Origin of the sequence: Hymenobacter sp. YIM 151858-1 (assembly GCF_025979705.1) — a bacterium.
Lineage (GTDB): Bacteria > Bacteroidota > Bacteroidia > Cytophagales > Hymenobacteraceae > Solirubrum.
In genome coordinates, this window is sequence record NZ_CP110136.1 from 1,566,619 (window position 1) to 1,582,608 (window position 15,990).

General features: G+C 60.9%; 15 protein-coding genes and 2 tRNA genes. 8 read left to right on the plus strand and 9 right to left on the minus strand.

The genetic code is table 11. The features are described 5' to 3' along the window. Positions 1-40: 40 nt before the first annotated feature. Positions 41-1,018: a Ppx/GppA phosphatase family protein gene (locus tag OIS50_RS06970; RefSeq protein WP_264693596.1), complete on the plus strand. Its 978-nt coding sequence runs from the start codon at positions 41-43 to the stop codon at positions 1,016-1,018. A 78-nt stretch (positions 1,019-1,096) separates the two neighbouring features. Here the strand turns inward: OIS50_RS06970 and ppk1 are convergent, their stop codons facing one another. From ppk1 to OIS50_RS06990, 4 genes are all read right to left on the minus strand, one after another. After that, positions 1,097-3,424, minus strand: a complete 2,328-nt coding sequence (gene ppk1, locus OIS50_RS06975) for a polyphosphate kinase 1 (protein WP_264693597.1) — start codon at positions 3,422-3,424, stop codon at positions 1,097-1,099. Between the two features lie 54 nt (positions 3,425-3,478). Next, the gene (locus tag OIS50_RS06980) at positions 3,479-3,856 is read right to left on the minus strand and encodes a RidA family protein (RefSeq protein ID WP_264693598.1); all 378 of its coding nucleotides are present in this window, start codon (positions 3,854-3,856) and stop codon (positions 3,479-3,481) included. A 172-nt stretch (positions 3,857-4,028) separates the two neighbouring features. Next, positions 4,029-6,011 (minus strand): DNA topoisomerase (ATP-hydrolyzing) subunit B, encoded by a 1,983-nt coding sequence (gene gyrB / locus OIS50_RS06985; protein ID WP_264693599.1) that lies wholly within the window; start codon positions 6,009-6,011, stop codon positions 4,029-4,031. 233 nt (positions 6,012-6,244) lie between these two features. Then, on the minus strand, positions 6,245-7,645 hold the full coding sequence (locus tag OIS50_RS06990) for a T9SS type A sorting domain-containing protein (RefSeq protein ID WP_264693600.1): 1,401 nt from the start codon (positions 7,643-7,645) through the stop codon (positions 6,245-6,247). 259 nt (positions 7,646-7,904) lie between these two features. Here OIS50_RS06990 and OIS50_RS06995 point away from each other — a divergent pair, with 259 nt between their 5' ends. From OIS50_RS06995 to OIS50_RS07005, 3 genes are all read left to right on the plus strand, one after another. Further along, positions 7,905-8,297 carry a hypothetical protein gene (locus tag OIS50_RS06995; protein ID WP_264693601.1) on the plus strand — a complete coding sequence of 131 codons (393 nt, stop codon included), beginning with the start codon at positions 7,905-7,907 and terminating at the stop codon, positions 8,295-8,297. 316 nt (positions 8,298-8,613) lie between these two features. Beyond that, complete coding sequence (locus OIS50_RS07000) at positions 8,614-9,438, plus strand: YitT family protein (protein ID WP_264693602.1); 825 nt, start codon at positions 8,614-8,616, stop codon at positions 9,436-9,438. A 132-nt stretch (positions 9,439-9,570) separates the two neighbouring features. Then, positions 9,571-10,137 (plus strand): DUF6799 domain-containing protein, encoded by a 567-nt coding sequence (locus tag OIS50_RS07005; protein WP_264693603.1) that lies wholly within the window; start codon positions 9,571-9,573, stop codon positions 10,135-10,137. 86 nt (positions 10,138-10,223) lie between these two features. Here OIS50_RS07005 and OIS50_RS07010 read toward each other — a convergent pair whose 3' ends face one another. Continuing rightward, positions 10,224-10,757 (minus strand): hypothetical protein, encoded by a 534-nt coding sequence (locus OIS50_RS07010; RefSeq protein WP_264693604.1) that lies wholly within the window; start codon positions 10,755-10,757, stop codon positions 10,224-10,226. A gap of 97 nt (positions 10,758-10,854) precedes the next feature. Next, on the minus strand, positions 10,855-11,649 hold the full coding sequence (locus OIS50_RS07015; RefSeq protein WP_264693605.1) for an alpha/beta fold hydrolase: 795 nt from the start codon (positions 11,647-11,649) through the stop codon (positions 10,855-10,857). Positions 11,650-11,941: 292 nt separating this feature from the next. Here OIS50_RS07015 and OIS50_RS07020 point away from each other — a divergent pair, with 292 nt between their 5' ends. Next, entirely contained in the window at positions 11,942-12,415 is a 474-nt protein-coding gene (locus tag OIS50_RS07020; protein ID WP_264693606.1) for a hypothetical protein, read from the plus strand. A gap of 28 nt (positions 12,416-12,443) precedes the next feature. Here the strand turns inward: OIS50_RS07020 and OIS50_RS07025 are convergent, their stop codons facing one another. Next, positions 12,444-12,818: a hypothetical protein gene (locus OIS50_RS07025; RefSeq protein WP_264693607.1), complete on the minus strand. Its 375-nt coding sequence runs from the start codon at positions 12,816-12,818 to the stop codon at positions 12,444-12,446. A gap of 114 nt (positions 12,819-12,932) precedes the next feature. Here OIS50_RS07025 and OIS50_RS07030 point away from each other — a divergent pair, with 114 nt between their 5' ends. The 3 genes from OIS50_RS07030 to OIS50_RS07040 all read left to right on the plus strand — a co-directional run bounded on the left by OIS50_RS07030 (position 12,933) and on the right by OIS50_RS07040 (position 15,101). Further along, positions 12,933-13,376 (plus strand): hypothetical protein, encoded by a 444-nt coding sequence (locus OIS50_RS07030; protein ID WP_264693608.1) that lies wholly within the window; start codon positions 12,933-12,935, stop codon positions 13,374-13,376. Positions 13,377-13,590: 214 nt separating this feature from the next. Further along, complete coding sequence (locus OIS50_RS07035; protein ID WP_264693609.1) at positions 13,591-14,463, plus strand: EamA family transporter; 873 nt, start codon at positions 13,591-13,593, stop codon at positions 14,461-14,463. 107 nt (positions 14,464-14,570) lie between these two features. Then, the gene (locus tag OIS50_RS07040; protein ID WP_264693610.1) at positions 14,571-15,101 is read left to right on the plus strand and encodes a hypothetical protein; all 531 of its coding nucleotides are present in this window, start codon (positions 14,571-14,573) and stop codon (positions 15,099-15,101) included. 551 nt (positions 15,102-15,652) lie between these two features. Here OIS50_RS07040 and OIS50_RS07045 read toward each other — a convergent pair. Together OIS50_RS07045 and OIS50_RS07050 are read right to left on the minus strand one after the other, a co-directional pair. After that, positions 15,653-15,729, minus strand: a tRNA-Arg gene (locus OIS50_RS07045). 133 nt (positions 15,730-15,862) lie between these two features. Next, positions 15,863-15,936, minus strand: a tRNA-Pro gene (locus OIS50_RS07050). Positions 15,937-15,990 lie beyond the last annotated feature (54 nt).

Sequence of the window (15,990 nt, forward strand, 5' to 3'; positions counted from 1 at the left end):
TTTTACCTTTGCCCGTTTTCTGCCTTTTACCGCCTCTCTCATGGAATACCCGCTGCTGAAACTAGCCGCCATCGACATCGGCTCCAACGCCGTCCGCTGTCAGATATCCGCCGTGCTAGAGTTTGGCGGCACCTACCGACTGAAGCGCGTGGAGTACGTGCGCTACCCGCTGCGCCTGGGCGAGGATGTGTTTGCCACCGGCCGGATTTCGCCGACCAAGGAAGAGAAGTTCGTGAAGTTTCTGCACGCGCTGAAGCTGCTGATGGAAGTGCACGACGTGGCGCACTACCTCATCTGCTCCACCTCGGCCATGCGCTCCGCCGAAAACGGCCGTGCCATTGCCGAGCGCATGCAGCGCGACCTAGGGATTGAGGTGCAGATCATCGACGGGCAGGCCGAAGCCGCTTACGTGAACCGCGTAATTATGCAGCTGCTCGAAGACAAGCGCCACTACCTGCACATCGATGTGGGCGGCGGCAGCACCGAGTTTAACCTCTACTCCGACCGCCGTAAAGTAGCGTCGCAGTCGTTCGAGGTGGGCTCCATCCGCCGCCTGCAAAACGACGGCCAGCCCGGCGCCCAACTGCAGGACACCTGGCAGCAGATGGAAACGTGGGTAAAGGAAAACGCCCGGCGCTACCACGTAACCCGCGCCATCGGCACCGGCGGCAACATCAACAAAATTTACGCGCTGGCACAGCTTCCGCCCGAGCAGCCCATTCAGCGCAAGCGCATCGCTGGCATCCTCGACCACTTGCGCAGCCTCAGTATGGATGAGCGCGTGAACCTGCTCATGCTCAACCCCGACCGCGCCGATGTCATCGTGCCCGCCGGTCAGATCTATTTGTCGGCCATGGAATGGTCGGGCGCCAAAGACATGCTGGTGCCCGATATAGGCCTAAAAGACGGCATGCTGCAGGCGCTGTTCGAAGACCACTTCGAAGAAATCAGGCCCATAACCGACCAGTCGCACAAAATGCCGGTGCCGGTAATTCAGAACGATTCGGAAGGAGCCTAAAGCAAAAGGCCCGCGTGCTGAGCACGCGGGCCTTTTTGTTGCGGCTGCTGTTGGCACCTAGGCAGTTGCCCTAGGTGCTTAGTCCTGCTCCTCGGGCACCACCGGCGGCACCGGGCCGGGCGTAAGCGGATCGGACTGCGCCACGGCCAACACCGGTTCGCCAGCGCCATCGAGGAGCTCATCGGTGTCCTCGTCGGGCAGCACCACTTCTTCGCCGGCAATCAGGCTGTCCTCCGAAGGCGCTACGGTTTCGCCTTCGGGCACGCGGGCCATGGGCATAGCCGCCAGAAAATCCTGGTACAGGGCCGTGTCCTGCACCAAACCGTAGTTCTTCAGGTAGAACTCCTTGTGCAGGTTAAACACGGGCTCCCCGTCAACGGGGTGGCGCTTGATGTACGCCCCGTCCTCGCGCATCAGGTAGGTGTTGTAGTTGTCCTTCAGGTTGAAGTAGAGGATGTTGATGGCCTCGCGCAGCAGCTGCGGGTTCACGATGAGGAACAAGGCCTCGATGCGGCGGTCGAAGGAGCGCACCATCACGTCGGCCGAGCCCGAGTACACCTTGGGCTGGCCGCCGTGGTGGAAGTAGAACAAGCGCGTGTGCTCGAGGTATTCGCCCACAATGCTGCGCACCTCGATGTTTTCGCTTAGGCCCGGCCGGCCCGGGCGCAGGCAGCAAATGCCGCGCACAATCAGCCGGATGGGCACGCCCGCTTTCGAGGCCTTGTACAGCTCGTCGATGATGTCGCGGTCTTCCAGCGAATTCATCTTCATCACGATGCCCGAAGGCAACCCGCGCTTGGCGTTGCGGCCCTCGTCGCGGATGAGCTGAATGAGCTGCTGGCGCATGTCCTTGGGCGCCGTAATCAGGTACTCGTAGTCGTCGGGCTGCGAGTGGCCGGTAATTACGTTGAAGAACTCCGACACGTCGTGGCCATACACGTCGTTGGTCGTGAGCAGGCTTACGTCGGTGTAAAAGCGCGAGGTTTGCTCGTTGTAGTTGCCCGAGCCGATGTGCACGTAGCGCGTCACCTTCTCGCCCTCCTTCCGGATAATCATGGCCATCTTGGTGTGCGTCTTGTACTTGCTCACCCCGTAGATGACAAAGCAGCCGGCTTTTTCGAGCTTGGCGCCCTCGCGGATGTTGCGCTCCTCGTCGAAGCGCGCCTTCACCTCGAACAGCACCGATACGTGCTTGCCGTTTTCGGCTGCTTTCAGCAGGGCCGCGGTTACGCGCGAGTCATCGGCCAGGCGGTAAATGGTTTGCTTGATGCCCAGTACGTGCGGGTCTTCGGCGGCCTGCTCCAGCAGCTTCACCACCGGCTCAATGGAGTTGTACGGGTGGTGCAGCAGCACGTCGTGGTGCTTCAGGTACTCAAACAGGTTCTCGTCGGCACCCAGGGGCAAGCTCAGGGGCTGCACGGGCGCCAGCAACCTAGGCAGCTTGTCGCGGAAGCTAGGGTGGCGCACAATCTGGTTTACGCCGCGCAAGTCGATGAGCGAGCTGATAACGAACACGTTGCCGTTGTCAATCTTCCACCGCTCCTTCAGCACCTGCATCAGAATGTGCGAGGCATCGGGCTCCACCTCCAGGCGTACCACGCGGCCCCGTTTGCGCGTCTTCAGGCCTTGCTGAATTTCCTGGATAAAGTCGACATCGATGTCGTCGGATTCTTCGAGCGTAAAGTCGCCGTTGCGGGTGATGCGGAACAGCGTGGCCGACACGATATCGACGTTGCGGAACAGCTTGCCTAGGTTGGCGCGCACGATTTCCTCGATGGGCACGAAGATGACCTTGTCCTTGCGCGTCAGCTCGAAAAAGCGCGCCAGGTTGGCCGGTATCTGCACGAAGGTGAGGCGCTCCTGCCCTTCTTCCGGCCCCTCGCCGCTCATGCGCGTTACCACGCCGAAGATGAGCAGCTGGTTCATCATCAGCGGAAAGCCGTGGTACGAGTCGTACACCATCGGCGTGAGCAGCGGAAACACCGTGTTCTTGAAGTAGCCGTCGGCTTTCTTCTGTTCCACTTCCGTCAGCTCATCCACCCGCAAAATATCGAAGCCGTTGCGCGCAAACAGCGGCCGCAGCTCCTGCAAATACGTCTGCGACTGATCGTGCACGAAGCGGTGCGCAAAGTCGAGCAGCTTGCGCCGGAACGGCAGCTCGCGCAGGCCCGAGTAGTCGACGCGCACCTTGCCGTAGTCGAGGTAGTTGTACAACGACCCCACCCGAATCATGAAGAACTCGTCGAGGTTGGAAGCCGTGATGCTCAGGAAACGCAGCCGATCGAGCACCGTGCGAGCCGAGTCGCGGGCTTGGTCGAGTACGCGGTAATTAAACCGTAACCAGCTCAGGTCGCGGCTGATGTATTTGCTCTTGCGGATGAGGTCCGACGACTTAAACAGTTTCATAAAGTAGTAATCCTACCTGCGTATTCGGGCCAGGCGATACGGAGTTACGCAGAGTTACGAAATAATGGCCGTGGCTTCAATTTCTACCTGCAGCCGCGGATCAATCAGGGCACTCACTTCCACGATGGTGGTGGCCGGCCGGATGGTATCGAACACCTCGCCGTGGGCGCGGCCTACCTCCTCCCAGCGCCGCATATCGGTAATGTAAATGCGCGTGCGCACCACGTGCTCCAGGCTCGCTCCGGCCTCGGCCAGCGCGTCCTTAATCTTCTCCAGTATGCGCTTGGTTTGCGAGTACACATCGCCGCCGGTAATGGTAGGCCCATCCTGCGCGGTGGTGCCTGCTACCTCTACTACGTTGCCAACGCGCACGGCGCGGGAGTAGCCAACGGTGTCCTCCCAAGGCGAATTTGATGTAATCAGTTGTCGCATTGTGCTTGTCTTATTTGTCGGGCGGGCCGTGGGTAGTTGGCCGACTGGCCCGCCGGTTGCCGGGTGGCCATTAGCTACGCTTGGGCCCCGCCCGCCACTGAAATTTTACTCGGCATGCCGAGTGTGCAACAAAAAAGCCCGCGCAAGGCGGGCTTTTCTGGCTGCAAGCTGCTTATACGTCCAGCTTGGCATATTTGGCGTTCTTCTCGATAAAATCGCGGCGGGGAGCTACCTCGTCGCCCATCAGCATCGAGAACAGGTGGTCGGCCTCGGCCGCCGACTCCACGGTTACCTGCTTCAACGAACGGGTATCGGGCTGCATGGTGGTGGTCCAGAGCTGCTCAGCGTTCATTTCACCTAGGCCTTTGTAGCGCTGCACGTTCACCGATTCGGGGCGGCCTTTGGCCAGCTCTTCCACGGCCGCCTGGCGCTCCACTTCGGTCCAGCAGTAGCGTTCCTCCTTGCCTTTCTTCACCAGGTAAAGCGGCGGCAAGGCAATGTAGATGTAGCCCTTATCCACCAGCTCGCGCATGTAGCGGAAGAAGAACGTGAGGATCAGCGTGCGGATGTGCGAGCCGTCCACGTCGGCGTCGGTCATGATGATGATCTTGTGGTAGCGCAGCTTCGAAATGTTCAGCGCTTTATCATCCTTCTCGATGCCGTTTTCCGGGTCGGCCGGCACCCCGAAGCTCACGCCCAGGGCCGTAATCATGTTCCGGATTTCCTGGTTTTCGTAGATGTGGTGCTCCTGCGCCTTCTCCACGTTCAGGATTTTACCGCGCAGCGGCAGAATGGCCTGGAAGGCACGGTTGCGGCCCTGCTTGGCCGTACCACCTGCCGAGTCGCCTTCGACGAGGTACAGCTCGCAGATAGCCGGGTCTGATTCGGAGCAGTCGGCCAGCTTGCCGGGCAGCGAGTTGGAGCCCAGCACGGTTTTGCGCTGCACCATTTCGCGGGCTTTGCGGGCGGCAATGCGGGCCTTAGCGGCCAGAATCACCTTCTCCACAATCACCATGGCTTCCTTGGGGTTCTCCTCCAGGTATTGGTTGAGGATTTCGCCCACTACCTGGTTCACGGCGCCGCTTACTTCGTTGTTGCCCAGCTTGGTCTTGGTCTGGCCTTCGAACTGCGGCTCGGCCACCTTCACCGAAATAACGGCGGTAAGGCCTTCGCGGAAGTCGTCGCCCTGCACCTCCACCTTAGCCTTGGCCAGCATGCCCGACTTGTCGGCGTACGCCTTCAGCGTGCGGGTAAGGGCCGAGCGGAAGCCCGCCACGTGCGTGCCGCCCTCGATGGTGTTGATGTTGTTGACGTAGGAGAAGATGTGCTCCTGGTACGAGTCGTTGTACTGCAGGGCCACCTCCACGGGCGTGCCGCCTCGCTCGCTCACCACGTGAATGGGGCGCGTCATGAGCACGTTACGCTCGCCGTCGATGTACTGCACGAACTCCGACAGGCCACCTTCCGAGAAGAACTGCTCGCCGCGGGCAACGCCGTTCTCGTCTTTCTCGCGCAGGTCGAGCAGGTTGATGCGGATGCCCTTGTTCAGGTACGCCAGCTCGCGCAAACGGGTGGCAATGGTTTCGTAGCGGTAAACCGTTTCGGTAAAGATCGAGTCGTCGGGCCAGAACTCTACCTGCGTGCCGCTACGGTCTGTGTCGCCGATCTGCTTCACGGGGTACAGCGGAGCGCCGCGCTCGTACTCCTGCTGGTACACGTGGCCGTTTTTGTACACGGTTACGCGCAGCAGGTTGCTCAGCGCGTTCACGCAGCTTACGCCTACGCCGTGCAAACCGCCCGATACCTTGTAGGTGTCCTTGTCGAATTTACCACCGGCGTGCAGTACGGTCATTACAACCTCCAGCGCCGAGCGGCCTTCTTTCTGGTGAAAATCCACCGGAATGCCACGACCGTTGTCGCGCACCGTGATGGAGTTGTCTTCGTTGATGGTTACGTCAATCGTGTCGCAGTACCCGGCCAGCGCTTCGTCGATGGAGTTATCGACTACTTCCCATACCAAGTGGTGCAGGCCTTTGATACCGATGTCGCCGATGTACATGGCCGGGCGCTTGCGCACGGCTTCAAGCCCTTCCAGTACCTGAATACTATCTGCCGAGTATGCGGCGGGGGCTTTTTTCTCTTGAATTTCGCTCATGTGCGGCGGTTAAAGTTCAGCTCCTGTATAACACGCGAAGATACCGAAACATCCCTTTTTTACTAGATTTAACCGGCTTTTCCGGTGAGAAAAACCCAAAAATAAAGGCCGCTCCGGATTACCCGAAACGGCCCTTGCTGTGGCAACCAACAGCGCCCTCAAAAAGCCAGGCCGTACAGCCCTGAAAGCCACCGCCGAACCTAGGGCCGGTGCCGCGGTTGCGGCTGCTTTGGCTACCGAATTACCAGCTTGCGCACCAGCGTCCCCTTGTTGGTTTCGACCTGCAGGTTGTAGAGGCCGGCTTTGTGCTGGCTCAGGTCGATGAGCACCTCCTGCGAGGTGGCTGCCGTTGGCTGCAGGGTGGCGCTGTACACCTCCCGACCTAGGGCATCGGCTACTTGCAGGCGGCGCACGCGCAGGTTGGGCTCGCCCAGGCTCAGCTGAAACAGGCCGCTGGCGCTGGGGTTGGGGAAAGCCTTAACGGCCGCATCGGTAGCCACACTTACCCGCGTAGACGAGATTACCGAGTTGAGCTTGAACATGCCGCCGGTGCTGGCGCTGCCCGCCTCGCCGGTAAAGCCCCCGGTGTAGCCGATGGAAGGGCTCAGCATGTCGATTTCGAACTGGTACTTGCCGATGTCCATGTTCGTCCAGGTTTGGCCGCCGTCGCGCGAAATGGAGCTGCCGAAATCGTTGATGCTGCTGGCCTGCCGCACGTTCTGGCCCACGCTGATGTAGGTATTGGGCAGCCCGGGCACGGCATCGAGCCCAAACACCCGTAGCGGCCCCGTGTAGTTGAGGGTGCTGCTGGTGGCCCCGCCATCGGTGGTGCTGGCCAACGAAAAGCCTGTGTTCAGGAGGCCGCGCTGGGCATCGGTAAACGCAATGTTGAGAATAGCGCCGGTAATGGGCGTGTTGTAGGCGGCCCAGGTGGCGCCTCGGTCAGTCGATTTGAGCAGGCGGGCGCCGGCGTTGTTGGAGCCCAGGGTGCTCAGCCAAATGGTATTGCCCAGCACAAAGTACGAGCCCGTCATGCCGTATTCGGTGGCACTGGCCGAGGTGGGCGCGTTGCTCACGCGCGTCCAGGTGGTGCCGCCGTTGGCGGTGGTGTATATCTCGAACTGCGCGCCGGCGCCGCCGGGGTTCGGGTCGCCGAATGCCACGCCCTGGTTGGCGTCGAAGAAGTGTACCACGTTCGGGTAGGCATCGTCGCCGCTGAAGGTGGCGGTGGCCTGCCGCGTCCAGCTTTGGCCGCCGTTGGTGGTTTTGTAGATGCCGGGTGCCGTGGCGGTTTCGGTGGCCGCGAAGGCCGCTACCCAGGCCGTGTTGGCATCCACGGCGCTGATGTTGGCCACGCTCAGCCCCGCCGGCAGGCCGGTGAGCTGGCCGCCCGTCCAGGTGTTGCCGCCGTCGGTCGAGCGGGCGTAGCGGTTCACGAGGGCGTCTTCCGCATTTTCGCTGAGCAGTACCCACACGGTAGAGGCGTTTACGGCCGTAACCTGCTCCACAATGTGGTTGGCCGGCACGGCGTTGGCGCCGAAGTTTTGCGCAATCCAGAACGGGGTGCTGCCCTGGCCCAGCGCGGCGGTGCAAGCCAGCATGGCGCCGGCCAGCGAGAGTAGGAGTTGTTTCATGGCAACGAGTACGTGGATGGTGGTGAGTCCGGCGGCGGGGCAAACGGGCAGGCACAAGCAAAGCCAACTACCGACGCGGAAAATGAAAGTACGCATAATTATATTTCATAACTTATATAAAACAGGATTTGGCAGCTTATCCAGGCTTCCGAGATACTTACAAGCAGCCCCGCTTGTTAGGCCCTAGGTGGTTGCCAGCCCAAGGCCCGAATGGAGCAGCAGCGCGCATCCGGCAAAATTTTCAGTTGATTTGAAGTCTGTGAGCCTGTTTCGTTCTGCCATATTCGCCCTCAGCTGCACGTGGCTTGTTGCCATGTTCATGGGTGCGTCGCCCGCGGGCAATTTGGCCGAACCGACCGGTACGCGCTCCGGCAACCACGTGCTGCGCCAACAGCAGGGCCGGCCGCACAGCCGCCAGGCCCTGCAGCAACACGATTACCTACGCTCCGACCAGGCGCACGGCGTGCAGCGGCTTACGCTGCCCCTGCCCGAGCGCAAGCTGCCGTGGTTGCCTACGCTGTCATCACTTTCGTTGCTGGTTGGCAAGCGGTGGGTGGTGGTATCGCCCGAGGTGCAGCTGAGCACCGCAGCCGTACCGGCTTTTTTTCGGTTGCGGCTGCTGCGGGCGTCCATCTACCCCAATGCTCCCTAGGTAGGATTTCCGGTTTCGCTACACCAGGCCTGCGCCGTGCGCAGGGGGCCTGGCTTTGCCCAATTGGTTTCATCCCGCGGCCGCTCGCGTTGCATTGGCCGCTGCTACCCGCGCATGTGCCCTAGGTAGCGGCGTGGCAATGCACTGCGGGCAGGCGTGCGGGCATCCTTCCTAGCTTATGCTCATTCAGCAACTCTTGCTTGAACGCCTCCGGCGGCAGCGCCAACAACGGCCTGCCCCGGCGGTTTCGCCCCCTATCCGGTGGGGTTATTTACTCTCGCGGCCGTGGTTTCGGCGCCAGCTCGTTCAATTACTTATGCTGGTAACCGGCGTGTTTTCGGCTGCCTTCGGCCTGAAGGGCTTTTTGTTGCCCAACGACTTCATCGACGGCGGCGTAACGGGCATTTCGCTGCTGGTTAATCAGCTTTCCGGCGTTTCGCTTTCGGTGCTGATCGTGGTCATCAACGTGCCCTTCATCGTGATGGGCTACTACCAGCTGGGCCGGGGCTTCGCCGTCAAAACCCTGGTTACCATTCTGGGGCTGGCCGTGGTGCTGCTGCTGGTTAGTTTCCCGACGCCCACGCAGGATAAGCTGCTGATTGCCGTGTTTGGCGGTTTCTTCCTGGGTGCCGGCATCGGCCTGGCCGTGCGGGGCGGCGCCGTGCTCGATGGCACCGAGGTGCTGGCCGTGTACCTAAGCAAGAAAACGCCCCTCAGCGTTGGCGACATCATCCTGTGCATCAACCTGATCATCTTCGGGGCGGCGGCCTTGTTGCTCTCCGTCGAAACGGCGCTGTACTCCATTCTGGCCTACCTCTCGGCGGCCAAAACCGTCGACTTCATCATCGAGGGCATCGAAGAGTACACCGGCGTTACGATTATTTCGGCGCGCAGCGAGGCCATCCGCATCATGGTAACCGAGCAGCTGGGGCGCGGCGCCACGGTATACGCCGGCAAGCGCGGCTACGGCTCGCACGGCCACCAAAGCCAAAGCATCGACATTGTTTTCACGGTGGTAACGCGCCTGGAAGTAACGCAGCTCATGGATGCCATCGACAAGATTGACCGCCAGGCTTTTGTGGTGATGCACAGCGTGCGCGATACGCGCGGCGGCATGGTGAAAAAGCGCCCGCTGCACTAACAAATTTTGGCTGGCCCTTCCGCTCCACCACGCAAAGTCAGCCTTCCGCGTATCGCCAAAGCTGCCCTAAATGCCGAAGCTGGCGTTTTATTTGCTGCTTTTAAGGCTACACCTTTTCCTTCTCCCCCGATTATGGGCAAACATTTGCTGCTCAGTATTGGCCTGATGGTGCTTACAGCGGGCACAGCCGTTGGCCAGCGCCCCAACAACGATGGCTTTCAGCGGCGCAACGGGCAAATGCACGTGCTGCGCAACGGCCAGTTGCGCCCGATGCAGCACGACGTGGCTTTGCCCAACGGCTCGGTTATCACCAAGGATGGCTTTGTGGTAGATGCCCGTGGCCAGCGCACCGAGTTACGCGAAGGCCAGGGCTGCGACCTCAAGGGCAACGCGGTGGGCGTGGTGCCTGCTGCCGGTGGCCTGGCCCTGGCCTCGCCAAGCAAGCGTCGCCAGGCATACACCGCTTACCCAGCCGCCGAACAGGTTCGGGCCGTGCTGGAAGACTTCCTGGGTGGAGACGACGAGCACGGCTACGAGGACGGCGAGTACGATAAAAAGCACGCTGAGAAAGCGCGCGAAAGGCGCAAAAAGCAGGAGGAATGGCTGCGCGAGGAAGCCAAACGCCGCGAAGAACACGAGCGCGAAGGCGGCAAAAAACGGAAAGAAAAATGGAAGGGCCGGAAAGGCTGGGATGATTGATTATTGTGCACTAGCACCTCCCCGAACAGCAACGGCCGCCCGCTACTATGTAGCGGGCGGCCGTTGCTGTTCGGGGCTTAGGTAAGCTAACCTCGGGGGAAGAGAATTTCCAGAATATCCTGCACCACAGTACCTGGGCGGCGGCGTTCCTCCTCGCGCCAGTCGTACTCGGCGTCGTAGGCTTGGTCGCCGTGCAAAATAAAGGCACCGGGCTCCAGACGTCGGCCAACCAGGCTGCGGCAATCGGTAGGCGGTGGCTGATGGCCGGGCGGGCGGTTGGGGTACCAAACGCGGCATTGGCCAGGGGGCGGGTAGTGCCCGCGCGGTACGCCCTCGAGGCGCCGCGGCCCTGCACTGCCGGCAGGCGGAAAAATCACCCGGCCCAAAATGCCACCTACCGAGCCCCTGCGGGTATCGTACCGGTCGTTGTCGCGCCCTTCGTGGCGGCGCTTGTCATCGTCCTTGTACCGGTCTTTGGCTTCCTTCTCTTTGTATTTATACTCTTTGTCCTTGTCGCCCTTGTACTCTTTCTTGTCTTTATCGTGGCCGCGCCCTTGCGCGAGCACGGCAGGCCCCGAAGCGAACGATATGCCAAGGGCAAGCAGCAGAGTGGGTTTCATGAGGTTGCGGAAATGATGTACCGGTGCGGGGTACAAAGTTTGGGCCAGATGCGCAGCAGGCCATAGCCTCCCCGGCCAGCGCCCCGCCTTACAGCACTTAGGCGGCCAGGTACAGCTCCATCGCTTCGGCGGTTTCCGACGGGGCACTAAGTTGAGGGCAGTGGCCCGCAACGGGCAAGGTTATGAGCCGCGAAGCCGGAATATTGGCCTGTAGAAAATCCCCTACTTCGGGCGGAGCAATCAAATCCTGTTCGCACTGCAGCAGCAAGCACGGAATGGGTATCTGGGCTACGTCCTGGCGGTTGTCGGAGAGAAAAGTGACGCGCGCGAATTGACGGGCAATGGCCGGGTTGGTTTGGCAAAGGCTGTGCGTAAGCTCGGCAGCCAACGAGGGCCGGTCGGGGGCGCCCATAATGAACGGGCCAAAGGTGTCGGCCCAGCTTACGTAGTCGCGCTCCATAAACTGCAGCATGGCCTCCAGATCGGCGCGCTCAAAACCGCCGTGGTACCCGTTCACGTTCATGTAGCAAGGCGAAGCCCCAATCATAATGGCGTGCCTGAACTGCTCGGGGCGGGCAATGGCGGCCAGGGCTCCGATCATAGCCCCTACCGAATGCCCCACCAGCACCGGCTGCTCGAGTTGCAGCTGCTCACAAATTTCCAACAGATCGTCGGCGTAGCTCTGCAGGCTGTTGTATTTCTCGGGCATGTAGGCTTCGCTGGCCGATAAACCGGCTCCTACATGATCGTACAGCACCATTTTGTAGGATTGGGAAAACGCGGGCAGCAGGTAGCGCCACATGGTTTGGTCGCAGCCAAAGCCATTCACAAACAGCAGGGTTTGCTCTCCTTTCCCAAGCACATGCACGTTATTGCGCTGGATAATATTCATAAGCGCGATGCCGAATTGGATAAATAGTCTGAAATACGGATGGGTGCGGCCTGAAAATATACCCAACTAAAACTTGGAATACAACCATTTTGGCCAGGCCTTGGTGGCCTAACAAGTTTGCCCGGGCAAATAACTCCCGAAAAGCCCCGGCAAATCAAACTGCTTCCCATCACCGACCAAAAGCCAATTGAGCAAGCGACCACCTGGCCTGGCATTCGGGCCTGAGGCAAACCCAGTTTTGCCAAATACGTTAGCAGCCGGTAAATTAGCCCAAATTTTTAGCTAATCTGCAATGGCTAACGTTTCCAAAGTCCGGGAGTCGGGCGTGCTTGTGGAGGAATTTGCCCTAGGTCCGGAAGCCGGCCAAGCGGCCGGCAGCGGCGCGGAGGCAACCCATACTCTGCAACGAACGCCGGAGGCAGCACTGCCCGCCGATGCTGTTGATGCCTCGCTTTGCCCGCTGTGCGCCGAACCGCTGGGCTGGCACGAAACGCCCTGCTTCAGCACGCAGCCCGAAAGCGCTCCGGACCCCGACGAAGGCCCAACCGCCAGCCCCACGTTTTACTACCCCCCGGCCACCATTTTTGCTTTCAACCTAGGGCAGGCCGTTCAGGCAGCTTACAACAAACGGGCGCACCGCATTATCTGGCGCGGGCAAGTGAAGGAGCGCCACCCGGCCACCGGCCTGGTGCACCGCGTAAACGTGTACCGCCTGAACGACGGGTACTGGGATTGTTACCGCGAAGACGACTTGCAAGTAGCCTGACTGCCCCTGCTGCCGCCGCGGCTGCGACCTAGGGTTGCCCGCGGCCGAGCTGAGCCTGCCGGGCCGCTACCCACGCACGCGCTTGGGCCATGCTTGGGGCCGCGTATTGGGTACCCCAGAACACGAACTCGCTTCCGCAGCCAACGCCCCGCTCGCAGTAGCGCGTTTGCTCGATGCTGTGCAGCACCTCCAGCACGTAGGCACAGTCGATAAGGTCGGCATCAGGGAAATAGTAGTCCAGCGTTGCCTGCACAGCGGTGCTGGCGCGTTGCGCAAACACATAAGCCAGCCACTCGGCAAAGCCTTCGGCGTAGGCCGGCTGCTCCAGTGCGCTTTTTGGCGGTGCCGGCGCAGTAATTGCCGCGGCGTGCTTGCGGCCAGCTATGCTCATCGGGCGCTTCATGCGTCGGCAGAATTTGAGTGGTGTCTTCTACGAATCTGCCGCGCTGCGCGGCCGTACGCCCGACCAAGAATAGTCGAAATTCTATTTAGCAATTAATAATTTATACTTTCGGACATGGAAGCCCCTGCTGTTGCCGATCTGATTGTTGCCAATGCCGCTGCCGAGCTGATCAACGACTGCAATAACTGCCTGCGCCTCACCTGGCTGAGCGGCCCGCGCAACTTCGACGACTTTCGGCTGGTGATGAACGTGCTACTGCAGGCCTGCCGGCGCCAGGGCACGGGCAAAGTGCTTGTCGATCAGCGAAACATGGCAACCCTGTCGCCCGCCGAAGAAAGCTGGATTGCCGAAGACTGGCTGCCGCGCTCCGTGGTGCAGGGCAACTACCGCTACGCCGCCGTGCTGCCCCCCACCGACCCCGAGGCCCTGGCCTGCATGAAGGCACTGAAGTGGCCCCCGGTGCCCGAGGCGCCCCAGTTCGCCACCTTCGCCGACGAGGCCACCGCCCTCGGCTGGCTGCGCCGCCAGGTGCCCGTTGCCTCCCGGCATTTGGTTTAGCCTCGGCCAGGCTGCCCCGTCGCTTGCTGCCCTGCTCCCCCTCAACCGCCTCGGCACCTAGGCCCCCTGGCCCTAGGTTCATTCTCTGGGCTTGGGTTGAAAGACCAGCAACCCGTAGCCACCAACTTAGCATGCCGGGCAATAGCCCCGGCCAGGGCCTGCGGGCCATTGCGGCAGCTGCTTACTTTGCGAAGTTGTAGTTGCCCCCCAATTTATGCCCCGTACGAATCGTGTTTCGCTGCCCCCGGTGGTGGCCGTATTGCTGGCCATTGTAAGCGTGCAAGGCGGTGCGGCCATTGCCAAAGGGCTGTTTCCGGTGCTTGGGGCAGCGGGCACCACCAGCATGCGCATCGGGGTTTCGGCCCTGCTGTTGTTACTGCTTGTGCGCCCCGGGTTGCGGCAGCTCAGCAAAGCGCAATGGCAGGCCGTGGCGCCCTACGGCCTGGCCCTGGGGCTGATGAACTTTCTATTTTACTGCGCGCTCGAACGGGTGCCGCTGGGCTTGGCCGTAACGCTGGAGTTTGTTGGGCCCCTCACGTTGGCGCTGGCTGGCTCGCGCCGCTGGTTCGATGTGGTGTGGGTGGCGCTGGCCGGCAGCGGCATCGCGCTCATCACGCCCTGGAGCAGCCACGGCATCGATGTGCTGGGATTGGCTTTTGCCCTCGGTGCGGGCGCCTGTTGGGCCGTGTACATCGTGCTTGGCCGACGCACTGCCGCGCTACTGCCGGGCCCGGTGGCCGTGAGCGTTGGCATGCTGTTCGCCTTGCTGCAGGTGCTGCCGTTTGGCATTGCCGGTGGCCAGTTGCAGCTGCTTACGGTGCCGCTGCTGGTGCTGGCCTCGTTGCTGGCGGTGTTCTCGTCGGTGTTGCCTTTTTCGCTTGAAATGCAGGCACTTAAGGCCATGCCCACGCGCACCTTCAGCATCCTGATGAGCCTGGAGCCCGTGGCAGCGGCGCTTTCGGGCTGGCTGTTTCTGCGCGAGCAGCTTACGCTGGTGCAATGGCTGGCCGTTGCATTTATCGTGGTTGCCAGCATGGGCGCCACGCTTACTACCCCGCGCGCGCAGGCCGCAATAGGCGGCGAATAACCGTTGCTGAAGCCTGTATTTGCTTCGGAAGCAAGCCCCCACGGGCCCGCCGCTTGCACTATAACTTAAGCGGTTGTTTTTGTATTGTTGAGGTGATTTCCGCCCCCATGCAAAAACACCTACTGCTGCTTACTTCCCTGGCTTTCACAGCCTGCACCATCACGCTGCCCGAGCCCGCTCCGAAGCCCAAACCAGCGCCCGCCCCCGTACCCAAAAGCCACACGGTACTGCTCTCGGCGCTGGTAATGAGCGAGGGCGACGCCAGCCAGCTGCCCTCCGAAGACCCGCTCGTATCGGTGAGCGTGCGGCGGGTGGTACCACTGCCGGCCGGCGGCTTCGAGCTAAAACCGGCCGAGCTGATTTTGCCTCCTACGGCCCTCAAGCCGTACATGCGTTACTTCAACCTGCCCGCTATCGATACCTACGAAGGCGCACCCATGCCGGTGCTTATCGGTGAGGTAACAGTAAAAACCGCCCCGCCGCAGGGCGCCGGCTTGGGCTACCGGGTAACGGGCTCGTATTCCATCGATGGGGTAGTAACCAGCAACATGCCCGCCATTTACTACATGGCGGGTGTGGCGGCAGCGGCTGGCACCCCGCTTTCTTACAAAACCGAATACTCGATCCGGCACCAGTAGTAAACAACTTACTGCGTACCTACGCTCAACGCCGGAAACCCAGAAGCAAGCGCAATGCTCTTGGTGCCCCGCTGCCGCAGCTTCAATTTCCACCTAGGGCAACCCGCTAGGGTTGCATACGCACCACCGGGCGTAGGGGCAACTCCTTGTTGCCTTTGCAGTACCTGTCGCGCCTTGAATAACAATACACCCCGCGCCGCTTCGCAGTGCTACTGCGAAGCGGCGCGGGGTGCTCTACTTGGGCGGTGCTTCAGTCTGTCAGTTGCCATGGAGGCCGGCCCGTTCAGGCGCGGCTAACAGCAACGGAGTTACTGGAGGTAGCGGGCCCTGGTGCGGCTTCCTGTTCGGAACCACGGCTGTAGGCGACAAAGAGCAGTGCTGCTAATGCGGTAAGGTACAGTGTTTTCATAGTGGAGTGGCGTTAGGCTAATAGATACGCATCAGCCGCCATTCCGTTGAGCAGATTACTGCACAGCTTTCAGATAGCCAATCTCCTCAGCACCAAACACAAATCAGCCACCTGGCCCGGCGGCTAAGTGGCTGATGGTAAGTGGTACCCCCGGCACGATTCGAACGTGCGACCGTCTGCTTAGAAGGCAGATGCTCTATCCAGCTGAGCTACGGGAGCTTATGTTTGGCTTTACGAGAATCAGAAGCTTAAGTCGCTACTTCAGCCGCGTACTTATCACGACGCAAGTAGCTGGCTTTAAGCATCGAAAGCCGCCCACCCCACAAGGCGGGCAGACGGCTTCCGAAAGTTGTCGGGGTGGCAGGATTCGAACCTGCGGCCTCCTGCTCCCAAAGCAGGCGCGATACCGGGCTACGCTACACCCCGAGTGCGGCAGCAAATGTTGCCACGCTATAAAAAATCGGGCTTCCCGAATTACGG

Excerpts from the sequence above, each read along its gene's own strand:
- OIS50_RS06970 (WP_264693596.1), top strand. The coding sequence starts at position 41 with ATGGAATACCCGCTGCTGAAACTAGCCGCCATCGACATCGGCTCCAAC.
- ppk1 (WP_264693597.1), bottom strand. The coding sequence starts at position 3,424 with ATGAAACTGTTTAAGTCGTCGGACCTCATCCGCAAGAGCAAATACATC.
- OIS50_RS06980 (WP_264693598.1), bottom strand. The coding sequence starts at position 3,856 with ATGCGACAACTGATTACATCAAATTCGCCTTGGGAGGACACCGTTGGC.
- gyrB (WP_264693599.1), bottom strand. The coding sequence starts at position 6,011 with ATGAGCGAAATTCAAGAGAAAAAAGCCCCCGCCGCATACTCGGCAGAT.
- OIS50_RS06990 (WP_264693600.1), bottom strand. The coding sequence starts at position 7,645 with ATGAAACAACTCCTACTCTCGCTGGCCGGCGCCATGCTGGCTTGCACC.
- OIS50_RS07000 (WP_264693602.1), top strand. The coding sequence starts at position 8,614 with ATGCTGGTAACCGGCGTGTTTTCGGCTGCCTTCGGCCTGAAGGGCTTT.
- OIS50_RS07005 (WP_264693603.1), top strand. The coding sequence starts at position 9,571 with ATGGGCAAACATTTGCTGCTCAGTATTGGCCTGATGGTGCTTACAGCG.
- OIS50_RS07010 (WP_264693604.1), bottom strand. The coding sequence starts at position 10,757 with ATGAAACCCACTCTGCTGCTTGCCCTTGGCATATCGTTCGCTTCGGGG.
- OIS50_RS07015 (WP_264693605.1), bottom strand. The coding sequence starts at position 11,649 with ATGAATATTATCCAGCGCAATAACGTGCATGTGCTTGGGAAAGGAGAG.
- OIS50_RS07020 (WP_264693606.1), top strand. The coding sequence starts at position 11,942 with ATGGCTAACGTTTCCAAAGTCCGGGAGTCGGGCGTGCTTGTGGAGGAA.
- OIS50_RS07025 (WP_264693607.1), bottom strand. The coding sequence starts at position 12,818 with ATGAAGCGCCCGATGAGCATAGCTGGCCGCAAGCACGCCGCGGCAATT.
- OIS50_RS07030 (WP_264693608.1), top strand. The coding sequence starts at position 12,933 with ATGGAAGCCCCTGCTGTTGCCGATCTGATTGTTGCCAATGCCGCTGCC.
- OIS50_RS07035 (WP_264693609.1), top strand. The coding sequence starts at position 13,591 with ATGCCCCGTACGAATCGTGTTTCGCTGCCCCCGGTGGTGGCCGTATTG.
- OIS50_RS07040 (WP_264693610.1), top strand. The coding sequence starts at position 14,571 with ATGCAAAAACACCTACTGCTGCTTACTTCCCTGGCTTTCACAGCCTGC.